This window comes from Pseudomonas nitroreducens TX1, assembly GCF_000313755.1.
In the GTDB taxonomy this organism is placed as follows: Bacteria; Pseudomonadota; Gammaproteobacteria; order Pseudomonadales; family Pseudomonadaceae; genus Pseudomonas; species Pseudomonas nitroreducens_A.
This window is the reverse complement of the sequence record NZ_AMZB01000134.1, coordinates 91167-111742: the sequence shown is the minus strand read 5'-3', so window position 1 is coordinate 111742 and position 20576 is coordinate 91167. Positions and strand designations below refer to the sequence as shown.

Here is a 20576-nt window from a genome sequence, read left to right as displayed (position 1 = left end):
GGTAACGACCATGTCCCTGATCCACCGAACGCTGCGCCGGCTCTTGCCGGCAGCCGCCCTGCTGCTCGCCGGCCACGTGCTGGCCGCCGAGCAGCCGACCACCCTGCGTATCGCCACCGTGGCCTACGCCAATGCCGGGCAGATCACCTTCAACGGCCCGGCCTACGTCATCGACCGCGACAAGTGGCTGGAGCAACAGCTGGCCCAGCGTGGCATCAAGCTGGAGTGGGTACCCGCCGCCACCGCCTCGGTGGGCACCTTCGTCAACGAGGAGTTCGCCAACAAGCGCATCGACTTCGCCTTCTATGGCGACCTGCCGTCGATCATCGCCAACGCGTCCGGCGTACAGACCCAGCTGATCGTCCCCGGCGGCATCGGCAACAACGTCTACCTCGTGGTGCCGCCGGGCTCCACGGCGAAATCCATCGCCGACCTCAAGGGCAAGCGCATCGCGCTGCACCGCGGCCGGCCGTGGGAGCTGTCGTTCGCCAAGCTGCTGGAAGCCAACCACCTGGGCTTCGAGGACTTCCGCATCTTCAACCTCAACCCCCAGGCCGGCGCCGCCGCGCTGAGCGCCGGGCGGGTGGATGCCTTCTTTACCCTGAGCGACGCCTTCCTGCTGGAAGACAAGCAGGTCGGCCGCATCATCTGGTCGAGCAAGGAGGCCCCGGCGGATTGGAAGATGCGCGCCGAAGTCTGGGGCGCACGGGACTTCGTCAAGGATCATCCCGACCTCACCCAACTGGTGGTGGACGCCTACCTGAAGGCCGCGTGGTGGGTCTCCCAGGACGCCAACCAGGCGGCCTACCAGGACGCCCAGAGCCGCTCCGGCGTACCGCTGAGCGTATTGCAGCGCGAGGTGGCTGGTGAGCCCTGGTCGGCGCACTTCTCGCCAATCTACGACGAGGCCCTGCACAAGCACTACGCCGACGGCATCGCCTACAGCCGCAGGGCGAAACTGATCCGCAACGAGGTCAAGGTGGATGACCTGCTGGAACCGAAGTTCGTCGAGCAGGGATTGAAGAACCTGCAGCTGGAAAGCTTCTGGCAGCACAGCGCCGGCCCTTCGGTCGCCGCCAAACCTTGACCGAAGCGTAGGAGCGGACTCTGTCCGCGATTTGCCACCGGCCAGCTCCGAGCGGGCAGGAATCGATCGCGGATGAATCCGCTCCTACCTGAAATATCGCGCCGGGACCCGCCCTCTCCCTCACCCTCTCCCTGAAGGGAGAGGGAGCTGTCCGTGCCGGCTGACGCAATGGATTCATCCTGTTCCGTCCGATCCCTCTCCCTTCAGGGCGAGGGAGTTTCTCGGCACGGACTTTCAGAGAAAGAAAGTTGCTCCTACAGCACAGAAGCCAACCGAACCTGTAGGAGCGAGCCTGCTCGCGAACAAACCCTGCTGCGGGCTCGGTTCGCGAGCAAGCTCGCTCTTACGAACAGCCAAAGAAAGGCCCTCGCAAGAGGGCCTTTTAGTTTTCGGATGAGACTCAGGCCGCCTCACCCAGCAGCTTCTGCCCCTGCTCCCAGAGGCCGGTCATCTTCCATTGCTGTTCCAGCACGCCGGGGCCGAATTCCTGGGAGCCGCCCAGGCCTTCGGCGAGGCCCTGGAAGTAGGCGCCTTCCTCGATCAGCAGGATCAGCTTGGACGCCTTGATCAGGTCCTCGCCCCAGAAGGTCGCGCCGCCGTTGGCTTCGAGGATGGCCGGGGTATGCGGGTTCTCGGCGATGCGATCAAGGATGAACAGCGGCTCGGGCTGGCGGCGGTCGATGTAGATCGGCAGTTCACGGGCCAGGGTCACGCGCTGGGAGGCGGCGTAGCGGATCGGCAGCACACGGTGGGCGCTGGCCCAGCCGCCCAGGTAGGGCGTGTGCACGTGGATCACCACGTTCACCTCCGGGCGCGCCTGGAAGATCGGCGCGTAGCGCTTGCCGTTGCCGCCGGCGCCACGGCCGCTGAGCGGCGTCGCTCCGGGGATGCTTTCGTCGAGGATCACCTCGCCGTCCCAGGTCGAGATCACGGCACGGATTTCCTGGCCGTCCGCCCACGGGTTGGGCGCATGGACGGCAATCACCTTGTCGCTGTCCGGCACTCGCACATAGGCCTGGTAGGTGTTGGTGGCGGTGAGGGTGCGGCTTTCCTTGAGCACGCGGAAGGCCTTGGCGAAGTCGCGGCGGACCTGTTCGAGCTGACTGGCGAGTTGCGGGTCGAGGGTGGACATGGAATGCCTCCTGGCAGTCGGGGATGGATGAACCGCATGGCGGTGTTCCAGTGACTGAGCAGGACTTGTGCCATTAAAAAATACTCAACAAAATCAGCCAGTTATGAACAACGCGAATGCGCATGAGGGCTGAAACGGTCTGAACGCTGCCGAAATTGCTGCCCGCCCAGCATCCCCTGCTGCCCCATTGCTGCTGTACAGACAAACGCCCTGCTGCGACAGCAGCACACCACTCTGAAAGCCCCGCCCCGCCTGGCCTCCAGCCTTTGGGCACAGCCCTTGCTCAAGACCCTGCACGAGCAGCACGACGCTGCCCCCCGCAAAGCAAAGGAGCAAGCCCATGAGCACCGAATTCTTCTGGCGACTGCCGCTGGGCAGCGACGGTCCCTACCTCGCCTCGGACAAGAACAACCGTGGCAGCCACATCGAGCGCCCCGGCAACATCGCCCCGGGACGTATGCCTAACGGTGAGCCGGATGGTTTCACCTACATCGACTACATCGCCCAGGTAGCCAAGGCCGCCGAGATCGCCGGCTTCGAAGGCGCGCTGCTGCCCACCGGCCCGGAACCATGGATCGCCGCCGCCGCGCTGGCCCGCGAGACCCGACGGATCAAGTTCCTGATCGCCTTCCAGGCCGCCTGGACCCTGCCGGCCTATGCCGCGCAGCAGGCGGCGATCCTCCAGCACCTGTCCCGCGACCGCCTGGAGTGGAACATCATCACCGGCGGCAACCCCGCCAGCCAGCGCGCCAACGGTGACTTCCTCGAGCACGACAAGCGCTACCAGCGTACCGGCGAGTTTCTCGACATCATCGACGGGCTGTGGAAGAACGAGCAGTTCTCCTACCAGGGCGAGATCTACCAGCTGGAGAACGGCTCGCTGCCCATCGCGCTGCGCAACGTGCGCAAACCCGGCGTGTACTTCTCCGGCTTCTCCGACCCGGCACTGGACGTCGCGGCGAAACACGCCGACGTCTACCTGAACTGGGCCGAACCCATCGACAAGCTCAAGCCGCACCTGGAACGCGTGCGCGAGCTGGCCGACAAGCAGGGCCGTGAAATCCGCTTCGGCATCCGCATCGACCTGTTCGCACGCGAGACCGAAGAGGCCGCCTGGAGCGAGCTGCGCCGCCAGTACGAGCGCATCGACGCGCGCACCAGCGCCTTCATCAAGAACTTCGCCACCGGTTCGGATTCGGTCGGTGCCGCGCGGCAGACCGCCTACCACCAGAACGTCGAGCGATTCGACGACCTGATCCTCGGCCCCAACCTCTGGGCCGGCTTCGGCAAGGCCAAGCCGGGGCCGACCATCGGCCTGGTGGGCAGCCACGAGAACGTCGCCGAACGCCTCGCCGAATACCGCGACGCCGGTTTCTCCACCTTCATCCTTGCCGGCAACCCGCACCTGGAAGAAGCCCTGCGGATCGGCCAGGAAGTCCTGCCGCTGGTACAGGGCAAACGCGCCGACGTCCACGAACTCAAGGCCCGCGCCTGACCCACAAGGAGCTGCACATGTCCCGTCCCCTCGATACCCTCTGGTACACCCGTTGCCCGGTCCCCACGGGCCTTGGCATCGCCGTGCAGAAAGGCTGGCTGGAAGAATCCCTGGCCGAGCAGGGCACGCAGATCAAGTCGCTACGCGAGTCCGCCGACCAGGCAGTGCGCGAGTCGCACTTCGACCACACCCTGCAGAACTCCGTACGCCACGGCGGCAACATCCCGGCCATCTGGGCCCGCGCCAGCGGCCGCGAAACCCGCGTGATCGGCCTGTCCTGGGCCGATGAGGCGCAGCTGATCCTGACCACCGCCGAGAGCGGCATCCGCACCGTGCGCGACCTAAAAGGCCGGCGCTTCGGCCTGCCGGACTGGAGCGGCGCACAGATCGACTTCACCCGCGCCCAGGCCATCCGCGGCCTGGAGAACGCCCTGCGGCTGGAAGGCCTGGAAGTGCGCGACCTCGAGCTGGTGGACTTCGGCCTGAAGGGCACCTTCAGCGACGAGGCGCCGAGCAACATCGTCGGCATCACCGGCCACGGCGGCAGCCGCCGGCGCAGCCAGAATCCGGAACTGGTCGGCCTGCTGCGCGGCGAAGTGGATGCGATCTTCCTCAAGGGCGCCCACGCCGTGCAACTGGCGCAGCAGTTCGGCCTGCACACGGTGATCGACACCGGCGCCCATCCGGAGCCGCTGATCCGCGCCAACAACGGTACGCCGCGCACCCTCAGCGTCGACCTCAACCTGCTGGAGCAGCACCCCGACGCCGCCACCGCGATCCTCGCCTCGGTGCTGCGCGCCGAGGACTGGGCGCACCAGCACCCGGACGACACCCGCCGCTACCTGGCGCGGGAAACCAACAGCAGCGAGTTCTGGGTCGCCACCGCCTATGGCGAAGACGCGCACCTGCGCCTGCGCACCAACCTGGACGAAGGCTCGATCCTCGCCCTGCAGGACTTCACCGACTTCCTGCAGCGCTGGAACTTCATCCCGGCACGCTTCGACGTGCGTGAGTGGATCGACCCGCGCCCGCTGGAAGCCCTGCGCAGCCGCCTGGCACAGAAGACTGGCTGATCAACGTCACGAGGGCGATTCCCTCTGTTTCCCGACCTGGCCCCCGCGCGACGGCGCGGGGGCTTTCACCCCTGACGGACACCCATGAGCACACCGCTGGAAACCCTCTGGTACACCCACAGTCCCGTTCCCACGGGGCTCGGCATCGCCGTCGAATCCGGGCGCCTGGCCCAGGCCTTCCGCCCGTTCGGCACGCGCATCCAGTCGCTGCGCGAATCCTCCGAGCGCGAGGTACGCGAGGCACACTTCGACCATCACCTGCCCTACTCCGTCCGCCACGGCGGCAACATCCCGGCCATCTGGGCCCGCGCCAGCGGCGCGCGCACGCGGGTGGTCGGGCTGTCGTGGAGCGACGAGGTGCAACTGATCGTCAGCGCCCCGGACAGCGGCGTGCGCAGTATCCGCGACCTGCGCCACCGGCGCTTCGGCCTGCCGAAGTGGGCCAACGTGCAGATCGACTTCACCCGCGCCCAGTCCCTGCGCGGCCTGGAGAACGCCCTGCGCCTGGAAGGCCTGGAAGTGCGCGACGTCGAGCTGGTGGACTACCCCTACGGCGGCACCTTCAGCGACGACCCGGTACGCCACGTATTCGGCGCCCAGGTGGCGCTCAAGGGCAACCGCGTGGTGCAGCGCAACAACGAACTGATCGGCCTGCTGCGTGGCGACATCGACGCGATCTTCCTCAAGGGCGCCCACGGTCTGCAGCTGGCCCATGAGTTCGGCCTGCACGTGGTGATGGATGTCGGCTCGCACCCCGAGCCGCTGGTGCGCTCGAACATCGGCACGCCACGCACCCTGACCGTCGACCAGCAACTGCTGGACGAGCATTTCGATGCCGCCGTGCGGGTGCTCGACACCGTGCTGCGCGCCGAGCAATGGGCCTGGGCACACCCCGAAGAGACCCGGCGCTTCCTCGCTCGCGAGCTGAACACCAGCGAGTTCTGGGTGGCCAGCGCCTACGGCGAGGACGCGCACCTGCGCCTGCAGACCAACCTGGCGGAACGCTCGGTCAACGCCCTGCGCGACCTCACCGCGTTCCTCCAGCGCTGGGACTTCATCGGCAACCACGTCAACGTGGACGACTGGATCGACCCGCGCCCGCTGGAAGCCCTGCTGGGGAAGATCGATGTCGCCATCTAGCCCGGCGCGGCCAGACGCCTTCCTGCTCAACTTCATGCTGCTGGCGGCCTTCAGCGGCGCCACCATCGGCATGGCGAAGATCGTCACCACGCTCTACGCCATCAGCATCGGCGCCAACGCCATGCAGATCGGCATCATCTCGGCGATGGAGGCCCTGGGCATGGTGATCCTCACCCTGCCCGCCGGTTTCGTCATCGCCCGCTTCGGCGCGCGCCGGGTGTACTTCCTCGCCAGCCTCGGGCCGATGCTGCTGAACCTGGCCATCCCGCTGTTCGGCGGCTGGCTGTGGCTGGCCTTCGCGCGGCTGCTGATCGGCCTGTGCATCCCCTTCCGCATCGTTGCCATGAACAGCGCCTTCCTGCGCCAGCTCAAGCGCATCGGCAACGACAAGGCTGGCTGGTACCGCGGTTCGCTGACCTTGGGTATGGGCCTGCTCGGGCCGCTGCTGGGCAACTGGCTGAGCGGCGCGACGAGCTTCACCTGGGGCTTCGCCGCCATCGGCCTGTGCTTTGGCCTGATGGCCTTCTACAGCCTCGGCTTCTGGGAAGGCGAAGCCCCCAGCGAAGACGTGCCCGTCGCGGCCGCCACCGGCGGACTGCTGCAACAGGTCGGCAACATGCTGGCCAACGTCGAGATCGCCGAAAGCTGCCTGATCGAGCTGCTCAGCGCCGCCACCAGCGCGCTGTTCGGCACCTTCATCCTGCTGCTGGCGATGGACGTTGCCGGACTGTCACAAGGCCAGGCGGTGAGCCTGGTGATGATCCAGGGCCTGGCCTCGGTGCTGGGCCTGTTCGGCTTCGGCTACCTGATCGAACGCAGCGGCCGGCGCCTGGCCTACATCGGCAGCCTTTGCGCGGCACTACTCGCCCTGTTGCTGCTCGGCAGCGCGCACAACTACTGGCTGCTGGCCCTGGGCGGCGTGCTGCTCAGCGCGGCGGCGGCGCTGATCCACCTGGTGAACATGGCCCAGTTGGGCGAGCACGCCATGGACAAGAGCAAGATTTCCGGGCTGTTCAACCTCGCCTCCATGTCCGGCAGCTTTTCCGGCGCGTTGCTAGGCGGGGCGATCAGCCACGTCGTCGGGCTGGGCAACCTGTTCCTCTGCTGGATTCCCCTGGTGCTGCTGGCCGCGCTGTTCTGCTGGCAACGCAAGCTGCGCCGGCAAACCCCCGAGCCATTGCTTGGACAGGAGGGCTGAATGCTCAACCACACCTTTGATCGTCTGAGCTGGTTCGCCTCGCCGCTGCTCCTGTTGCTGGCCTGGTTCGTCGCCGCGCGCGCCGGCTGGTTCCCGCCGCAGCTGCTGGTGCCGCCGGCGGAAGTCTGGGCCAGCTTCAAGGACCTGCTGGCCAGCGGCGAGCTGCGCGAACACGTAGCGAACAGCCTGTCGCGCCTGGCGATCGGTTTCTCCATCGGCGCGCTGGGCGGCCTGCTCTTTGGTACCACCATGGCGCTATCGAAAACCGTGGAGATCTACTGCGCGCCGCTGTTCCACACGCTGCGCCAGGTGCCGTCGATCGCGCTGATCCCGATGTTCATCCTGTTCTTCGGTGTGGAGGAAACCTTCAAGATCCTCATCGTCACCAAGGCCGCCTTCTTCCCCGTGGCGCTGGCCGCCAGCGAGGGCGTGAAGGGCATCCCGCGCGGCTACTTCGAGGTCGCCAGCGTGTACCGCCTGCCGCTCTGGAGCCTGCTGCGCGATGTCGCCTTCCCCGCCGCCGCGCCGCCCATCGTCACCGGCCTGCGCATCAGCCTGAGCCGCGCCTGGATGGTGCTGGTGGCGGCCGAACTGCTCGCCGCCGACAGCGGCCTGGGGCAGATGATCGAGCTGAGCCGGCAGATGTTGCGTATCGACATCGTGATGGTCGGCGTGGTGGTCACCGGGGCCATCGGCTTCGTCCTCGACTTCGCCTTCCGCCTGCTGGAAAAGCGCCTGCTGCGCTGGAGACCGACGCCATGACTCGCTATTTCAAATCACTGCGTGGCCTGGTGCTGCCGGTGCTGCTGATCGCCGCCTGGCACTGGCAGTCGCAACAGGGCGCCAGCGCCGCCTATGCCTTCGTGCCGCTGGAGCGCATCGGCGCCGGCTTCGTCGAGCTGATCCAAACCGGCGAGCTGTGGCTGAGTGTCGCCGCCAGCCTGCAACGTACCTGCCTCGGCCTGCTGATCGGCGTGCTCGCCGGCTTCGCGCTGGGCGCCGGCATGGCGCTGTCGCGACCGCTGGAGCGACTGTTCGCGCCGCTGTATCACACCATCCGCCAGGTGCCGATCCTCGGCCTGATCCCGCTGATCGCCCTGTGGTTCGGCAGCGGTGAGGCGTCCAAGGTGCTGATCGTCAGCCTGGCGGCCTTCTATCCGATGACGTTGAATGCCTTCGAGGGCTTCCGCGACGTGGAAAAGCGCTACCGCGAAGTTGGCTGCCTGTACGCCTTCGGCCCCTGGCAGCAGTTCCGCGAAGTGCTGCTGCCCGGCGCGCTACCCAGCCTGAGCAACGGCGTGCTGCACGCACTGGCCTTCGCCTGGGTCAGTTCGGTGGGCTGCGAGCTGTTCCTCTCCACCGGCATGGGCCTGGGCAACCTGATGATGAACGCCGAGACCGGCTCGCGCATGGAGATCGTGGTGATCGGCGTGCTCAGTATCGGCCTGCTCGGCTACGCCATGAACCAGCTGTTCGCCCGTGCCGCGCGCCACCTGCTGCGCTGGCGCAACCTGCGCTGACCCTTATTGCCATGAGTGCCCAGACCATGAACGCGATCCTCGACCCCGCCATCCTGCCGGCCCAGCAGGCGCAACCCGGCGCGCTGGCCATCCAGGGCCTGAGCAAGGCCTACGCCATCGACGGGCGCAGCCTGCCGGTGCTGGAGAACATTTCCCTCGACGTACGTCCCGGCGAATTCGTCAGCATCGTCGGCGCCAGCGGCTGCGGCAAATCCTCGCTGCTACGGCTGATCGTCGGCCTGGAGAACGACTACAGCGGGCGCATCCTGCTCGACGGCAAGGCGGTCACTGGCACCAGCCTTGCGCGCGGCATCGTATTCCAGGACCACCGCCTGTTCCCCTGGAAGACCGTGGAAGAAAACGTCGCCCTGGCGTTGAAGCAGCAGAAGCTCAGCCGCGCCGAGAAGCGCGAGCGGGTCGCCGACCACCTGGAGCTGGTGGGCCTGACCGGCTTCGAGCAGGCCTATCCGCACCAGTTGTCCGGCGGCATGGCGCAGCGCGCCGCCATCGCCCGCGCGCTGATCACCCGGCCCAAGGTGCTGCTGCTGGACGAACCCTTCGGCGCCCTCGACGCCCTCACCCGCGTGCGACTGCAGCACGAGCTGCAGCGCATCTGGGTGCAGCAGCGCAGCACCATGATCATGGTCACCCACGACGTGGAAGAGGCGCTGTACCTGGGCGACCGAGTGGTGGTGATGGACGCGCGGCCGGGGCGGATCCGCCATGAGGTGCGGGTGGACCTGCCGCATCCGCGCGAGCGTGGCCACGTGCTGCTGGCGAAATTGAAGGATGAACTGCTGGCGGAGCTGATGCAGGGATGAACCTGACGAAGTCCGCTCCTACGCCGTATGTAATTTCTCAGCGGAACTTGCCCTCTCCCTAACCCTCTCCCTGAAGGGAGAGGGGACCGGCCGGCATGCACGGACACAACTACTCTCGCCGACTGACGCCGATATGTAACGATGCAGAGGACGGCTCCCCCTTCCTTCAGGGAGAGGGCTGGGGAGAGGGTGCTCGCCCACGCTCCCCACCAGCTCGATCAGGACACGACACTCGCCCCCAGCGCCGCCGAAAAGTCGGCGTGATACCCCGTCCCGATATCCCCCAGAACCCCCGCCTTGCGCAGCTTGCCCAGCACCCGGGCATTGGCCTCGCACAGGCGCACCTCGATGCCCCGCCGATGCAGTTGTTCGATCACTTCCTGCAGCGTCTGCAGGCCGGTGATGTCCATGAACGGCACATGGCGCAGGCGGATGATCAGCACCTTCGGGTCGGTGTGGGTCTTGGCCAACGCGCGCTCGAAGGTTTCCGCCGCGCCGAAGAACAGCGGCCCTTCGATGCTGTAGACCAGCACGCCGGGCGGCAGCTCGCCGAGGCCGCGGCCGCGCAGCTCCACTTCCAGCTCCGGGCCTTCGTCGGCATGCACGTCCACCGAGGACGCCATGCGCCGCAGGAAGTGCAGCATGGCAAGGATCACACCGATGTTCACCGCGATCACCAGGTCGCTGAACACCGTGAGCAGGAAGGTCACCAGCAGGATGGCCACGTCCGCGCGCGGCGCGCGCTTGAGCATGAACAGGAAGTGCCGCGCCTCGCTCATGTTCCAGGCCACCACGAAGAGGATCGCCGCCAGCGCACAGAGCGGAATGTTCGACGCCAGCGGCGCGAGGAACAGCAGGATCAACACCAGGGTCGCGGCATGGGTGACGCCGGCCAGTGGGCTATTGCCGCCGTTGCGGATGTTGGTCGCTGTGCGGGCGATGGCGCCGGTGGCGGCGAAGCCGCCGAACAGCGGGGTGACCAGGTTGGCGATGCCCTGGCCGATCAGTTCCTGGTTGGAGTCATGGCGGGTGCCGGCCATGCCGTCGGCGACCACCGCCGAAAGCAGCGACTCGATGGCGCCGAGCATGGCGATGGCGAAGGCCGGGCCGATCAGTTCGAGTATGCGCGGCAGGGTCACTTCCGGCAGGCTGAAGCTGGGCAGCCCCTGTGGGATGCCGCCGAAGGCGCTGCCAATGGTGGCCACGCCGTCGAAATGGAACAGCGACTGGATGGCCGTGACCACCACCATCGCCACCAGCGGGCCGGGAACCCGGCGCAGCGCGGCGATACGTGGGGTGAACAGCACCAGCGCCAGGCTCAGCAGCGCCAGCAGCGTCGTCGCCAGGTGCAGGTGTGGCAGCGCCTGGATCAGATGCCAGAGTTTCTGGTGGAAGTGCTCGCCGGTCACCGCCGGCAGGCCGAAGAAGTCCTTCCACTGGCCGACCCAGATAATTACCCCGATCCCGGCGGTGAAGCCGACGATCACCGGCGAGGGGATGAAGCGGATGATACTGCCCAGGCGGCTGACGCCCAGCAGCACGAGGATCCCGCCAGCCATCAGCGTGGCGATCTGCAGGCCGTCCACACCGTATTTCGCGGTAACGCCGGCAAGGATGACGATGAAGGCACCGGTGGGCCCGGCGATCTGCACGCGGCTGCCGCCCAGCAGCGAGACCAGGGCACCGGCGAAGATCGCCGTGTAGATGCCCTGCTCGGGCTTCACCCCGCTGGCGATGGCGAAGGCCATGGCCAGCGGTAGCGCAACCACCCCGACTATGACGCCTGCCACCAGGTTGCGCGTCCAATGCTCACGGCCGAAGAGTCCGGCCTTCCAGGCTTCTCGCAGGGCGATCATCACAGTCTCCGACGGGATAACGATGCTGGATGCTAGCAGGACCGGCACCGGAACGAACTGGCGCAGGTCATGAGTGTGGCGTGCTGTCGCAGGCAGAACAGAGTGAACAGAATATTGCACAACCTTGATGACGCGCGGGGTCCAGCATGCTTCCCAGGTGCCTGTTCATGGGCATCCATGACTTGAATCAAGGCAGCCGATTTGCCAGCTAAGCGGAAAATTGGCACAATGTGTTCATTATGTTGAACATAAAGGCTCTACCTCTCCCCACTTCCCGCCTGGTTTCGCGTGAGCGTCACTGGACCGGCGACCTCTAGTTCCTCCCTTCGGCTGCTACCTGAGCGTGGCGCCAAGCGCGGCCAACACTCAACTGTGATTGCCGCCCGAGTCGGCGCCACCGAACCCGAACCGAAACCGCCGCAAGGATGCTCTTAGCGAGACTGCGCGCGGCTGCCCGAGGGAGGGCTTTACCATGCGTTCCTGGATCTATCTGCTAGCCGCCATCGGCTTCGAAGTCGTTGGCACCACCTCGATGAAATTCACCCACACATTGTTCCCGGTCGCCGGGCTGCTGCTGATGTACGTGATGATCGGCCTGTCGTACTACTTCCTGTCGCTGGCCATCAAGCGCGTGCCGGTCGGCGTGGCCTACGCCCTGTGGGAAGGCATCGGCATCGTGCTGATCACCCTGGTCAGCGCCTTCTTCCTCGGCGAGCACCTGAGCCTGGACAAGGCCCTGGGCCTGGCCGTGATGATCGCCGGCATCCTGCTGGTGAAATCCGGTACCCGCACTGGGAAGCGTGAGGAGAACATGGAGGCTGTCACATGCTGAACCATGACCTGATTCCGATGGCCTGGCTGGGCCTGGCCATCGTCCTGGAAGTGATCGCCAACCTGCTGCTGAAGTATTCCGACGGCTTTCGCAAGCGCCTGATCGGCGTGGCCTCGATCCTCTGCGTACTGGGCGCGTTCACCGCGCTGGCGCAGGCGGTACGCGGCATCGAACTGTCGGTGGCCTACGCCATCTGGGGCGGCTTCGGCATCCTCGCCACCGTCGCCATGGGCTGGGCCCTGTTCGGCCAGCGCCTGGTGTGGCGCGGCTGGGTCGGCCTGGCGATGCTGGTGCTGGGCATGGGCCTGCTGAAGCTGGCGTGATTGCGTAAGTGAAATGAAAAAAGGCGGAGCTGGGCTCCGCCTTTTTTTGTTGTCTTGAAGAAGGTGCCGTGCGCCCTGCGAAAAGCCGCCGAGGATCGTAGGGCGCATAACCTGGAACAGGTTATCCGCCGGCATGTTCGCGGCGGATAACGCTGGCGCGTTATCCGCCCTACGAAAGACCCACGCGAATCACGCCAGCAGTCTCACCACGGCAAAGCGGCTGAGATTGGCCTGCGCCACCACCGTCTGCGCCGCTGCGCTGTAATGCGTGGCACTGCGCCCCATACGATCGAGCATCGAGGCAGCGAAGGTGTGCGCCCATTCGCGCTCGTCCTCGCTGGCATGCCGGTCGAGGAAATCGCGGATGTCGTCCTGGCGGTGACGCAACTGGTCACGCAGGCCGCCGATGCGATCCAGCGCCGAGACCACCGAATCGAGCAACTGGCGCTGCTCGCGGAAAGCATCGGACCTGATCTCGGTGGGGAACGCCAGCAGCCCTTCTTCCTGGCTTTTCAGCCGGGTGTTCCTGCCCTTGGCGAACAGCTTGCCCTCGCCCTGCACCGCCAGTTGGCCTTTGAGCTGCTGCCAGTCAGCCTCGGGCGCCGAGAACTTCAACGCACCGTCGCTATCGAGTTCGGCACGGATGCCGGCCTGGCCCAGCGTGGCGTTGAAGCGGCGCAGCACCTGCTCGGTGCTCATGCCATCGTCCAGCACCACCGCAGCCGGTTCGGCGAGCAGTCGACCGGCGCTGAACAGCAGGGTTTCCCTGCCCGAACGCTGGATGTCCTGCACCGACTCCAGGCCTTCCAGGCTGAAGCGGCTGCGCACCGGCTCGTTGAGGCGCAGCCGGAAGTTGGCATCGAGGCTGCCGTCCGAACGCTGGGCGCGCTGCTCCAGCAGCTCGTTGACCTGCCGGGTGGCCTGGCGCACGCCTTCGCGGTCCTGGGACTGCGGCGCGCTGAGTTCGCGGCTGAGGTTGAGCTTGAGGCCGCCGAGGCGGTCCTGCAGGTCGCCCAGGTAGCTGTCGGCCGATTGCATGGAGGACAACTGCTGGTTGAGCTGCAGGTTGAAGCTGCCGCTCTTCTGCGCGCCGCGCGCCATCTGTGCGGCGTTCTCGCCTTTTTCCTCACCTTTGCGCAGGGCGTTCTGCCGCTCCCCCGTGGAGGGCAGGATGACGTCGCGGCGGGCGCTGGGATCGAAGACGGCAGCGGCCGGCAGTTGCTTGATGACCTTCATGGTGACCTCTGCACCGATGTGCCTCGGCCCGGCGCAAGGGCCGGGCGGAAGCGGGATAAAAAGTAGGGGCGATCCGCCGATTGGCGTCCAGACCTCCGTGCGGAGCCCCTACGAAAGAACTTACAGGCGGCTGAACAGCGACAGGTCGTTGAGCTTCAGGTAGGTCTTCTGCGTGGCCTGCAGCGCCAGCTGGTAGGTGTTCAGGTCGATGCTCGCGCCGGCATAGTCCAGCTGCGACAGCTCGCCGTTGATCTTCTGGTTCACCAGCGACACCTCCTCATTGCTCGAGTTGAGCATGCTCAGGGTGTTCTGCCGGCCACCCAGCTCGGTGATGGCGCCGAGTACGCCGTCGTGGGCGCTGTCGAGGCCGTCGATGGTCGCGGCGATCTGCGCCTGCACCGCCGGGTCGGTGGTATCCAGAGCCGGGTCCTTGAGCAGCTTCACCGTGGCATGGAGCTGGTTGAGAAAGTCCAGGTTGCTGCCGAACATCCCCAGCGCGGTGACGTTCTCTTCCACCTGCACGCCGTTGGCCACGGCAGCCTGGCGTGATTTGTCGTTGCCAGTGGCGACGTAGGTGTCGGTCAGCGGTTCGTAGGTCACCGCCGCGGTGTCGCTCAGGGTGCCGGCGAACAGGTAGCGGCCTTCCTCGTCACGCACGTTGACGAAGCTGACGATGGTCTTCTCGATACTCTCCAGCTCGCCGGCCATGGCGTTGAGGTCCTTGGGCGTATTCGAGCCGTTGGCCGCCCAGAGCAGCAGGTCGCGCACGTTGAGCATGGAGTCCGAGGTGGCCTGCAGGTTGGCTTCCTGGGTGGAAAGGTTGCCCGAGACGTTGCTGATGTTGGTGCGGTACTGCGCCAGGCTCGCTTCCTCGCGCTGGATGCGCAGCATGCGCACGCTGGCGATGGGGTCATCGGAGGGCTGCAGGATGCGCTTGCCGGTGGACATCTGCTGCATCAGCCTGCCCAGCGCCGCCGAGTTGCTGTTCATCGAGCCGCTCATCAGCGCGGTGATCTGTGCGTTGGTAATGCGCATGGTGCTTTCCTTAGCCAGGGCCTTAGAAGGCCGCGAGCATCGAGTCGAACAGCTCCTTGGCGGTGCTGATGACTTTCATGTTGGCCTGGTAGGCCTGCTGGTAGGTGATCAGGTTGACCGCCTCTTCATCCAGGCTCACCGCGCTGACGCTGTCGCGCTGGGCCTGGGCCTGGGTCGCGACGGTGGTGGCGGTCTTCTGGTCGGCCTGGTTCTGCCGGCTGGCACTGGCGACCTTGCCGAGCAGGCCGGCGAAGGCGTCGTTGAGTGTCACCTGGCTGCCGCCGACGGTGATGCTCTGGCCCTTGAGTTCGAGCAGGTCGAGCAGGTTCCTGTTATTGCCGCTCTCGCCAGCGGTATCCGACAGCGCCAGCTCCTCGGGCTTGAGGCCGTTCACGCTGAGCATGGCCGTGGTACTGCCGGCGTTGTAGCCGAGCAGCGCCTGGCCGGGGTTGCCGTTGAGATCGAAGCCATTGGCGAGGGTGTCGTTGACCATCTGCGCGAACTGCCCGGCCATCTCGTGCAGGGCGGTCTGGTTCGGCCGCAGGGTGTCGTACTCGGTGTCGTACAGCGCGCCAAGGGAGCCCCCCATGCCGTCCTGGGAAAGCGGGAAGCTGGTACCGGCGAAGGTCAGGGCGATTTCCTGCTTGCCGCTGGCGGTGCGGCTGATCGCCAGTTGCCCGGCGGAGTTCCCGGCCACCAGCGGCTGCCCGTTGGCGAGGGAGACGGTCAGCGAGCCGTCGGCCACTTCGTTGACGCGGATCGAGGCGTACCTGGACAGGTCCTGCACCAGGCTCTCGCGATGGTCGCGCAGCGCGGTGGTGTCGCCGCCGGAGGAACCGACCTCGACGATCTGCTTGTTCAGCGCGGCGAGGTTGGCGGTCAGGCCGTTGATCTCGCCGACCATGGCGCCGCGCTGCTCCTGCAGGGCGCGCAACTGGCTGTCGATGTTGCCGGACAGGCCGTTGAAGCGCTGGGCGAGGTTCCGGGTCTCGTTGACGATCTGCTGGCGCAGGGCGACGGAGCCGGGGGTGGCCGTGGCCTCGCTGAGCGCGGCGAAGAAGTTGTCCAGGCCGACGCTGATGCTCGAGCCTTCGCCGCCCATCAGGCCTTCCAGCGCGGACAGGTACTGCTGGCCGCTGTCGTAGTAGCTCTGCTCGGTGGTGGCGCGCCACAGCTGCTGGTTCTGGAAGTCGTTGGCCATGCGGCGGATGCTGGTGACCGTCACGCCGCCGCCGACGTTCAGCCCGCCCTCGCCGGCCAGCGAGGCGAGCACCGGGCTCAGCCGGCTGAAGCCGGGGGTGTTGGCGTTGGCGACGTTCTGGCCGGAGGTGGCCAGGGCGATCTGCGCCGCGCGCAGGCCGCTGTAGCCGATCTGGCTCAACATACTCAAGAGGCACTCTCCTTCGACTCGAGGCGAATCGGCTGGGCAAAGGCCGCCGAGGCCGGTCGGGAAACAAATTCGGGCTGTTGTCCCTGATAGGCGACGGAATCGGCGTGACGCTTAAATCCGTCCTGGGGCGCGTGCTTCAGACCACTCTCGGGCGACAGGCCGCTGCCGGGGATACGCGCCGGCGCCTGGGCCTCGCGCACGCGGCGCAGGACGCCGAGGGTGTAGTCGCGGGTTTCGTCATAGGGAATGCTGCGCACCCAGTCGGCCATGCCGATCTGCCCGCTGCGCGGGTCGCCGTTGTTCTTCAGCCACTCGTCCACCTTGCCGGGGCCGGCGTTGTACGCGGCCAGGGCGAGCACGTGCTGGCCGTCGTAGCGGTCGAGCAGCTTGCCCAGGTAGGCGCTGCCCAGGGCCTTGTTATAGGCCGGGTCGCTGGTCAGGCGCTGCTCGTCGTAGGGCAGGCCGAGCTCGCCGGCGACTTCGCGGGCGGTGTCGGGCATCAGCTGCATCAGGCCGCGTGCGCCCTTGGGAGAAACGGCGGCGGCGTTGCCGCCGGATTCCTGGCCGATCACGCTGTCCACCAGGGTGCGGAAGCCCGCACTGCCTTGCTGCCAGGCGTGGGCGAGGCGCTCGACGCCGCGTTGCCAGGTGTCGACCAGCGGGTTGCGGCTGGAGACGGAAGGCCGGCGCAGGGCCTCGCCACCGTCCGCCAGCGCCACCGGCGCGGTGGTGTCGGTCGGCTCAGCCGAGAGCTGGCGCACCAGCAGGTCGGCGATGCCGGTCTGCTTGCGCGAGGCCAGGTGCTCGGCCAGCGCCTCATCGTAGAAGTCGCGCATCGTGTCGAGGTCTCGGCTGCGCAGCGGGCTGCCGGCGGAGAGCACGTCGCCGGCCTTGCGCATCTGCTTGAGGATCTGCTGCAGGAACATCGCCTCGAACTGCTCGGAGGCCGCCTGCAACTGTTCGCGGCGAATTTGTTCAGGCGACTCGCCCGGCTGGCCGCTGGGAACGATGGGGCGATTGAGCGAGGTGATGCTCATCAGATCACCACCAGCTCGGCGTTCAGCGCGCCGGCCTGCTCCAGCGCCTGGAGGATGCTCATCACGTCGTCCGGCGTGGCGCCCAGGCTGTTCACCGTGTTGATGATGCTTTCCAGGCTGGTGCCCTCGGGCCACTTGAACATCGGCTTCTTGTCCTGGCTGACCGAGACGTCCGACTGCGGCGTGACGGCCGTGGTGCCATTGGAGAACGGGCCGGGCTGGCTGACCTGGGGGTTCTCGCTGATGGTCACGGTGAGCGTGCCGTGGGCCACGGCGGCCGCCTTCACGCGCACGCCCTGGCCGACCACCACGGTGCCGGTGCGGCTGTTGAACACCACCTTGGGCCGGGTGCGGCCTTCCTGCACTTCCATGCCTTCGAGCATGGCCATGAAGCTGGTGCGCTGGGCCAGGCTGACCGGAGCACGCACCGACACCTTGGTGCCGTCCAGCGCGGTGGCAGTGCCGGAGCCGAAGCGTTCGTTCACCGCGTTCATCACCTGGGTGGCGGTCTGGAAGCTCGGTTTGCGCACGTTGAGCATCACGTCCGGGCGCTGGGCGAAGTCGCTGGGGATCATCCGTTCGATGGTCGCGCCATTGGGAATCAGGCCGCTGTTGGCGCTGTTGATCGACAAGCTGGAGCCGCTCTGGCCCTGGGCGTGCAGGCCGCCCACCACGAGATTGCCCTGGGCCAGCGCATACACCTCACCGTCCACACCCTGCAGCGGCGTCATCAGCAGCAGGCCGCCGCGCAGGCTCTTGGCGTCGCCCAGCGAGGACACGGTGACGTCGATGGTCTGCCCGGCGCTGTAGGACGGCGGCACGCTGGCGGTGACGCTCACGGCGGCGACGTTCTTCAGTTTCGGGTCGACGTTCGGCGGCAGGTTCACGCCGAACTGCTTGAGCATGTTGGCCACCGACTGGTTGGTGAACTTCACCTGGTTCTTGTCGCCGGTGCCGTCCAGGCCGACCACCAGGCCGTAGCCAATCAGCTGGTTCTCGCGCACGCCTTCGATGTCCACGAGGTCCAGCAAGGGGATGGCCAGCGCCTCGGCCTGCCAGAACAGGCAGAAGGCCGCCAGCAGGCGCCCAAGGGTTCTACACATGAGTGTTCTACGCATGGAGTGCTCGCCTGCTTACATCGGGAACAGCGGGTGGGTGAAGAAGCGTGTCAGCCAGCCGGCCGAGTTGCTGTCGTTGAGCACGCCGCGCCCGGCGTAGGAAATCTTCGCGTTGGCGACGTTCTGCGAGGACACCTGGTTGGAACGGTTGATGTCGTCGATGCGCACCAGGCCCGTGAGGCGGATGAACTCGTCGCCCTGGTTCAGGCGCAGGGATTTCTCGCCCTTCACCAGCAGCACGCCGCCGGGCAGCACCTTGTGCACGGTCACCGCGATGGAGCCGGAGAGGGTGTTCTGCTGCGAGCTCTTCGCCGAGCCGGTGAAGTCGCGGTTGGCCGTGGCGGAGCTTTCCAGGCCGCCGTATTCCTTGGTCAGGATGGTCGGCACCGGCACGTCCAGGCTGGACTGCTTGCCGAAGCTGGTGCCCGCGCTCTTGCTCGACTGGGTGGACTCGCTGAGCACCACGGTGACGATGTCGCCGACGCCGATGGCGCGCTTGTCGCGCAGCAGCGAGCCGCCGTAGCCGGAACGGAACAGGCCGCCGCTGGTGGTGGGCGGCTGGCTGTAGTCCAGCTCCGGCGGCTGGTAGGTCGAGGAATCCTCGTCCGGCAACATCTCCTCGAAGCTCTGGCAGCCGGCGAGCAGCGCCAGGGCGAGCAGCAGGGCAAGGCGCGTCATCGTCAGACCGTCTGGTTGAGGAACTGCTGCATGCCCGACGCGGCGTCGAGCACCTTGGCGTTGGCCTCGTAGGCGCGCTGGATGGCGATCATGTTCACCATCGCCTCCACCACCTGCACGTTGGAACCTTCCAGTACGCCCTGCTTGAGGGTGCCCAGGCCTTCCTCGCCCGGCGTGCCTTCCTCCGGCTCGCCGCTGGCGGCGGTTTCCTTGTAGAGGTTGCCGCCGATGGCTTCCAGGCCCGACGGGTTGGTGAAGCTGACCAGGGTGATCTGGCCGAGCTCCGTGGGCAACGTCTCTCCCGGCAGCACGGCGGTGACGATGCCGTCGCTGCCGACGGTGAAGCGGCTGGCGCCGGCCGGTACCTCGATGTTCGGCGTCAGCGGCAGGCCCTGGGCGTTGACCACGATGCCTTCGTTGTTCAGCTGCAGCTGGCCGTTCTCGGTGTAGTAGGTGTCGCCGTTGGGCGCCTCGACCTGGAAGAAGCCGCTGCCGACGATGGCCAGGTCCATCGGTTGCCCGGTGGTCTGCATGCTGCCTTCGGTGAACACCTTCTGCGTGCCGACGACGCGCACGCCGCTGCCCAGCTGGATGCCCGAAGGCACGGTGTTGACCTGGTCAGCCTGGGCGCCGGGTTGCAGCTGCACCTGGTAGAACAGGTCCTCGAACACCGCGCGGTCGCTCTTGAAGCCGACGGTGTTGACGTTGGCCAGGTTGTTGGCGACGGTGGACATCGCGGTGTCCTGTGCCGCGAGGCCCGTCTTGCTGACCCAAAGTGCCGAACTCATGTTGTGCTCCTGTCTGCGCGCCGCGCGTTACGCGCCACGGATCATGCGGTCGCCGGCCTCGGCGAGATCCGAGGCGGCCTTCATCATCTTCACCTGGGCCTCGAACCGACGGTTCAGGCTCAGGGTGCCCACCAGCTGGTCGATGGCCGAGACGTTGCTCTGCTCCAGGTGTCCGGACACCAGGCGCACGTCCTCGCTGGCCGCGACGTTCTGGCCGTCCTTGCTCACCAGCAGGCCCTGGGCGTTCTTCACCAGGGAGGACGCCGGGGCGTCCACCAGCTTCAGGCGGTCGACGTCGGTCATCATGAAGTCGCCGCGCGGCATCACCGAAATGGTGCCGTCGTTGCCGATGGCGATGGCGTCGTACTCGGGCAGGGTGATCGGGCCGGACTCGCCGAGCACGGCGCGGCCGTTGATCATCAGCTGGCGGTCGGCGTCGATCTCCAGGTTGCCCTGGCGCGTGTAGGCCTCGCCGTTGCCGCTCTGCACGGCGAACAGGCCCTGGCCCTGGATGGCGACGTCGAGGTCGCGACCGGTGGCCATCAGGGTGCCGGCGCTCATGTCCACGCCACTGCTCTCGATGCGCGCGAGGTGGCGGCTGTCGTAGCCGGCGCCGCTCACGTCCACCGCGGTGGCGTGTTCCAGGTCGGCGCGAAAGCCGGGCGTGTTGACGTTGGCGAGGTTGTTCGCGCGCACGTCCAGCGCCGCCATGCTGCGGCTGGCGGCGGTCATTGCGGTATAGCCGAGGCGATCCATGAGGAGTCCTTAGAGGCCTTTTGAGTTGGAAAAGCATGGGGACGTGTCGCTTGAAGAACCC

At 66.8% G+C, this 20576-nt stretch carries 20 protein-coding genes; 10 read left to right on the top strand and 10 right to left on the bottom strand.

What is annotated here, in order from left to right:
- The first annotated feature begins 10 nt into the window (after positions 1-10).
- Positions 11-1087: an ABC transporter substrate-binding protein gene (locus C167_RS0126440; protein WP_017521334.1), complete on the top strand. Its 1077-nt coding sequence runs from the start codon at positions 11-13 to the stop codon at positions 1085-1087.
- A 400-nt stretch (positions 1088-1487) separates the two neighbouring features.
- Here the strand turns inward: C167_RS0126440 and C167_RS0126435 are convergent, their stop codons facing one another.
- Entirely contained in the window at positions 1488-2219 is a 732-nt protein-coding gene (locus tag C167_RS0126435; RefSeq protein WP_017521333.1) for a class II aldolase/adducin family protein, read from the bottom strand.
- A gap of 340 nt (positions 2220-2559) precedes the next feature.
- On the opposite strand from C167_RS0126435, the gene C167_RS0126425 reads away from it, so the two are divergent.
- The 7 genes from C167_RS0126425 (at position 2560) to C167_RS0126395 (ending at position 9466) form a co-directional block, all read left to right on the top strand.
- Positions 2560-3714, top strand: a complete 1155-nt coding sequence (locus C167_RS0126425; RefSeq protein WP_017521331.1) for an LLM class flavin-dependent oxidoreductase — start codon at positions 2560-2562, stop codon at positions 3712-3714.
- Positions 3715-3731: 17 nt separating this feature from the next.
- Positions 3732-4787 carry an ABC transporter substrate-binding protein gene (locus C167_RS0126420; protein WP_017521330.1) on the top strand — a complete coding sequence of 352 codons (1056 nt, stop codon included), beginning with the start codon at positions 3732-3734 and terminating at the stop codon, positions 4785-4787.
- Positions 4788-4871: 84 nt separating this feature from the next.
- Positions 4872-5927, top strand: a complete 1056-nt coding sequence (locus C167_RS0126415; RefSeq protein ID WP_017521329.1) for an ABC transporter substrate-binding protein — start codon at positions 4872-4874, stop codon at positions 5925-5927.
- Complete coding sequence (locus C167_RS0126410; protein WP_017521328.1) at positions 5914-7125, top strand: MFS transporter; 1212 nt, start codon at positions 5914-5916, stop codon at positions 7123-7125. The genes C167_RS0126415 and C167_RS0126410 overlap by 14 nt, the downstream gene beginning before the upstream one ends.
- The gene (locus tag C167_RS0126405; RefSeq protein WP_017521327.1) at positions 7126-7887 is read left to right on the top strand and encodes an ABC transporter permease; all 762 of its coding nucleotides are present in this window, start codon (positions 7126-7128) and stop codon (positions 7885-7887) included. It begins immediately after the preceding gene.
- Positions 7884-8645, top strand: a complete 762-nt coding sequence (locus C167_RS0126400) for an ABC transporter permease (protein ID WP_017521326.1) — start codon at positions 7884-7886, stop codon at positions 8643-8645. Before C167_RS0126405 ends, C167_RS0126400 begins: the two co-directional genes overlap by 4 nt.
- Before the next feature lie 26 nt (positions 8646-8671).
- Positions 8672-9466: an ABC transporter ATP-binding protein gene (locus C167_RS0126395; RefSeq protein WP_017521325.1), complete on the top strand. Its 795-nt coding sequence runs from the start codon at positions 8672-8674 to the stop codon at positions 9464-9466.
- A gap of 218 nt (positions 9467-9684) precedes the next feature.
- On the opposite strand, the gene C167_RS0126390 is transcribed toward C167_RS0126395, so the two are convergent.
- Positions 9685-11322, bottom strand: coding sequence for a SulP family inorganic anion transporter (locus C167_RS0126390; RefSeq protein WP_017521324.1), 1638 nt, complete (start codon positions 11320-11322; stop codon positions 9685-9687).
- A gap of 472 nt (positions 11323-11794) precedes the next feature.
- Here C167_RS0126390 and C167_RS0126385 point away from each other — a divergent pair, with 472 nt between their 5' ends.
- Entirely contained in the window at positions 11795-12154 is a 360-nt protein-coding gene (locus C167_RS0126385) for a multidrug/spermidine efflux SMR transporter subunit MdtJ (RefSeq protein WP_017521323.1), read from the top strand.
- Complete coding sequence (mdtI, locus tag C167_RS0126380; RefSeq protein WP_017521322.1) at positions 12148-12477, top strand: multidrug/spermidine efflux SMR transporter subunit MdtI; 330 nt, start codon at positions 12148-12150, stop codon at positions 12475-12477. The genes C167_RS0126385 and mdtI overlap by 7 nt, the downstream gene beginning before the upstream one ends.
- A gap of 189 nt (positions 12478-12666) precedes the next feature.
- Here mdtI and C167_RS0126375 read toward each other — a convergent pair whose 3' ends face one another.
- The 8 genes from C167_RS0126375 to C167_RS0126340 form a co-directional block, all read right to left on the bottom strand.
- Positions 12667-13713 (bottom strand): hypothetical protein, encoded by a 1047-nt coding sequence (locus C167_RS0126375; RefSeq protein ID WP_017521321.1) that lies wholly within the window; start codon positions 13711-13713, stop codon positions 12667-12669.
- A 120-nt stretch (positions 13714-13833) separates the two neighbouring features.
- Positions 13834-14748 carry a flagellar hook-associated protein FlgL gene (gene flgL, locus C167_RS0126370; RefSeq protein WP_017521320.1) on the bottom strand — a complete coding sequence of 305 codons (915 nt, stop codon included), beginning with the start codon at positions 14746-14748 and terminating at the stop codon, positions 13834-13836.
- A 22-nt stretch (positions 14749-14770) separates the two neighbouring features.
- Positions 14771-16138 (bottom strand): flagellar hook-associated protein FlgK, encoded by a 1368-nt coding sequence (flgK, locus tag C167_RS0126365; protein ID WP_026079298.1) that lies wholly within the window; start codon positions 16136-16138, stop codon positions 14771-14773.
- Positions 16135-17175 carry a lytic transglycosylase domain-containing protein gene (locus C167_RS0126360; protein WP_017521318.1) on the bottom strand — a complete coding sequence of 347 codons (1041 nt, stop codon included), beginning with the start codon at positions 17173-17175 and terminating at the stop codon, positions 16135-16137. The genes flgK and C167_RS0126360 overlap by 4 nt, the downstream gene beginning before the upstream one ends.
- Positions 17175-18293 (bottom strand): flagellar basal body P-ring protein FlgI, encoded by a 1119-nt coding sequence (locus tag C167_RS0126355; RefSeq protein WP_200860180.1) that lies wholly within the window; start codon positions 18291-18293, stop codon positions 17175-17177. The genes C167_RS0126360 and C167_RS0126355 overlap by 1 nt, the downstream gene beginning before the upstream one ends.
- 15 nt (positions 18294-18308) lie before the next feature.
- The gene (gene flgH / locus C167_RS0126350) at positions 18309-18971 is read right to left on the bottom strand and encodes a flagellar basal body L-ring protein FlgH (protein ID WP_017521316.1); all 663 of its coding nucleotides are present in this window, start codon (positions 18969-18971) and stop codon (positions 18309-18311) included.
- A 2-nt stretch (positions 18972-18973) separates the two neighbouring features.
- Entirely contained in the window at positions 18974-19759 is a 786-nt protein-coding gene (flgG, locus tag C167_RS0126345; protein WP_017521315.1) for a flagellar basal-body rod protein FlgG, read from the bottom strand.
- A 27-nt stretch (positions 19760-19786) separates the two neighbouring features.
- A complete protein-coding gene (locus C167_RS0126340; protein ID WP_017521314.1) occupies positions 19787-20515 on the bottom strand; it encodes a flagellar basal body rod protein FlgF in 729 nt (242 codons plus the stop codon).
- Positions 20516-20576 lie beyond the last annotated feature (61 nt).

Excerpts from the sequence above, each read along its gene's own strand:
- C167_RS0126420 (WP_017521330.1), top strand. The coding sequence starts at position 3,732 with ATGTCCCGTCCCCTCGATACCCTCTGGTACACCCGTTGCCCGGTCCCC.
- C167_RS0126360 (WP_017521318.1), bottom strand. The coding sequence starts at position 17,175 with ATGAGCATCACCTCGCTCAATCGCCCCATCGTTCCCAGCGGCCAGCCG.
- C167_RS0126435 (WP_017521333.1), bottom strand. The coding sequence starts at position 2,219 with ATGTCCACCCTCGACCCGCAACTCGCCAGTCAGCTCGAACAGGTCCGC.
- C167_RS0126355 (WP_200860180.1), bottom strand. The coding sequence starts at position 18,293 with ATGCGTAGAACACTCATGTGTAGAACCCTTGGGCGCCTGCTGGCGGCC.
- C167_RS0126440 (WP_017521334.1), top strand. The coding sequence starts at position 11 with ATGTCCCTGATCCACCGAACGCTGCGCCGGCTCTTGCCGGCAGCCGCC.
- C167_RS0126425 (WP_017521331.1), top strand. The coding sequence starts at position 2,560 with ATGAGCACCGAATTCTTCTGGCGACTGCCGCTGGGCAGCGACGGTCCC.
- C167_RS0126400 (WP_017521326.1), top strand. The coding sequence starts at position 7,884 with ATGACTCGCTATTTCAAATCACTGCGTGGCCTGGTGCTGCCGGTGCTG.
- flgH (WP_017521316.1), bottom strand. The coding sequence starts at position 18,971 with ATGACGCGCCTTGCCCTGCTGCTCGCCCTGGCGCTGCTCGCCGGCTGC.
- C167_RS0126340 (WP_017521314.1), bottom strand. The coding sequence starts at position 20,515 with ATGGATCGCCTCGGCTATACCGCAATGACCGCCGCCAGCCGCAGCATG.
- mdtI (WP_017521322.1), top strand. The coding sequence starts at position 12,148 with ATGCTGAACCATGACCTGATTCCGATGGCCTGGCTGGGCCTGGCCATC.
- C167_RS0126375 (WP_017521321.1), bottom strand. The coding sequence starts at position 13,713 with ATGAAGGTCATCAAGCAACTGCCGGCCGCTGCCGTCTTCGATCCCAGC.
- C167_RS0126385 (WP_017521323.1), top strand. The coding sequence starts at position 11,795 with ATGCGTTCCTGGATCTATCTGCTAGCCGCCATCGGCTTCGAAGTCGTT.
- C167_RS0126405 (WP_017521327.1), top strand. The coding sequence starts at position 7,126 with ATGCTCAACCACACCTTTGATCGTCTGAGCTGGTTCGCCTCGCCGCTG.
- flgL (WP_017521320.1), bottom strand. The coding sequence starts at position 14,748 with ATGCGCATTACCAACGCACAGATCACCGCGCTGATGAGCGGCTCGATG.
- C167_RS0126390 (WP_017521324.1), bottom strand. The coding sequence starts at position 11,322 with ATGATCGCCCTGCGAGAAGCCTGGAAGGCCGGACTCTTCGGCCGTGAG.
- C167_RS0126395 (WP_017521325.1), top strand. The coding sequence starts at position 8,672 with ATGAACGCGATCCTCGACCCCGCCATCCTGCCGGCCCAGCAGGCGCAA.
- C167_RS0126415 (WP_017521329.1), top strand. The coding sequence starts at position 4,872 with ATGAGCACACCGCTGGAAACCCTCTGGTACACCCACAGTCCCGTTCCC.
- C167_RS0126410 (WP_017521328.1), top strand. The coding sequence starts at position 5,914 with ATGTCGCCATCTAGCCCGGCGCGGCCAGACGCCTTCCTGCTCAACTTC.
- flgG (WP_017521315.1), bottom strand. The coding sequence starts at position 19,759 with ATGAGTTCGGCACTTTGGGTCAGCAAGACGGGCCTCGCGGCACAGGAC.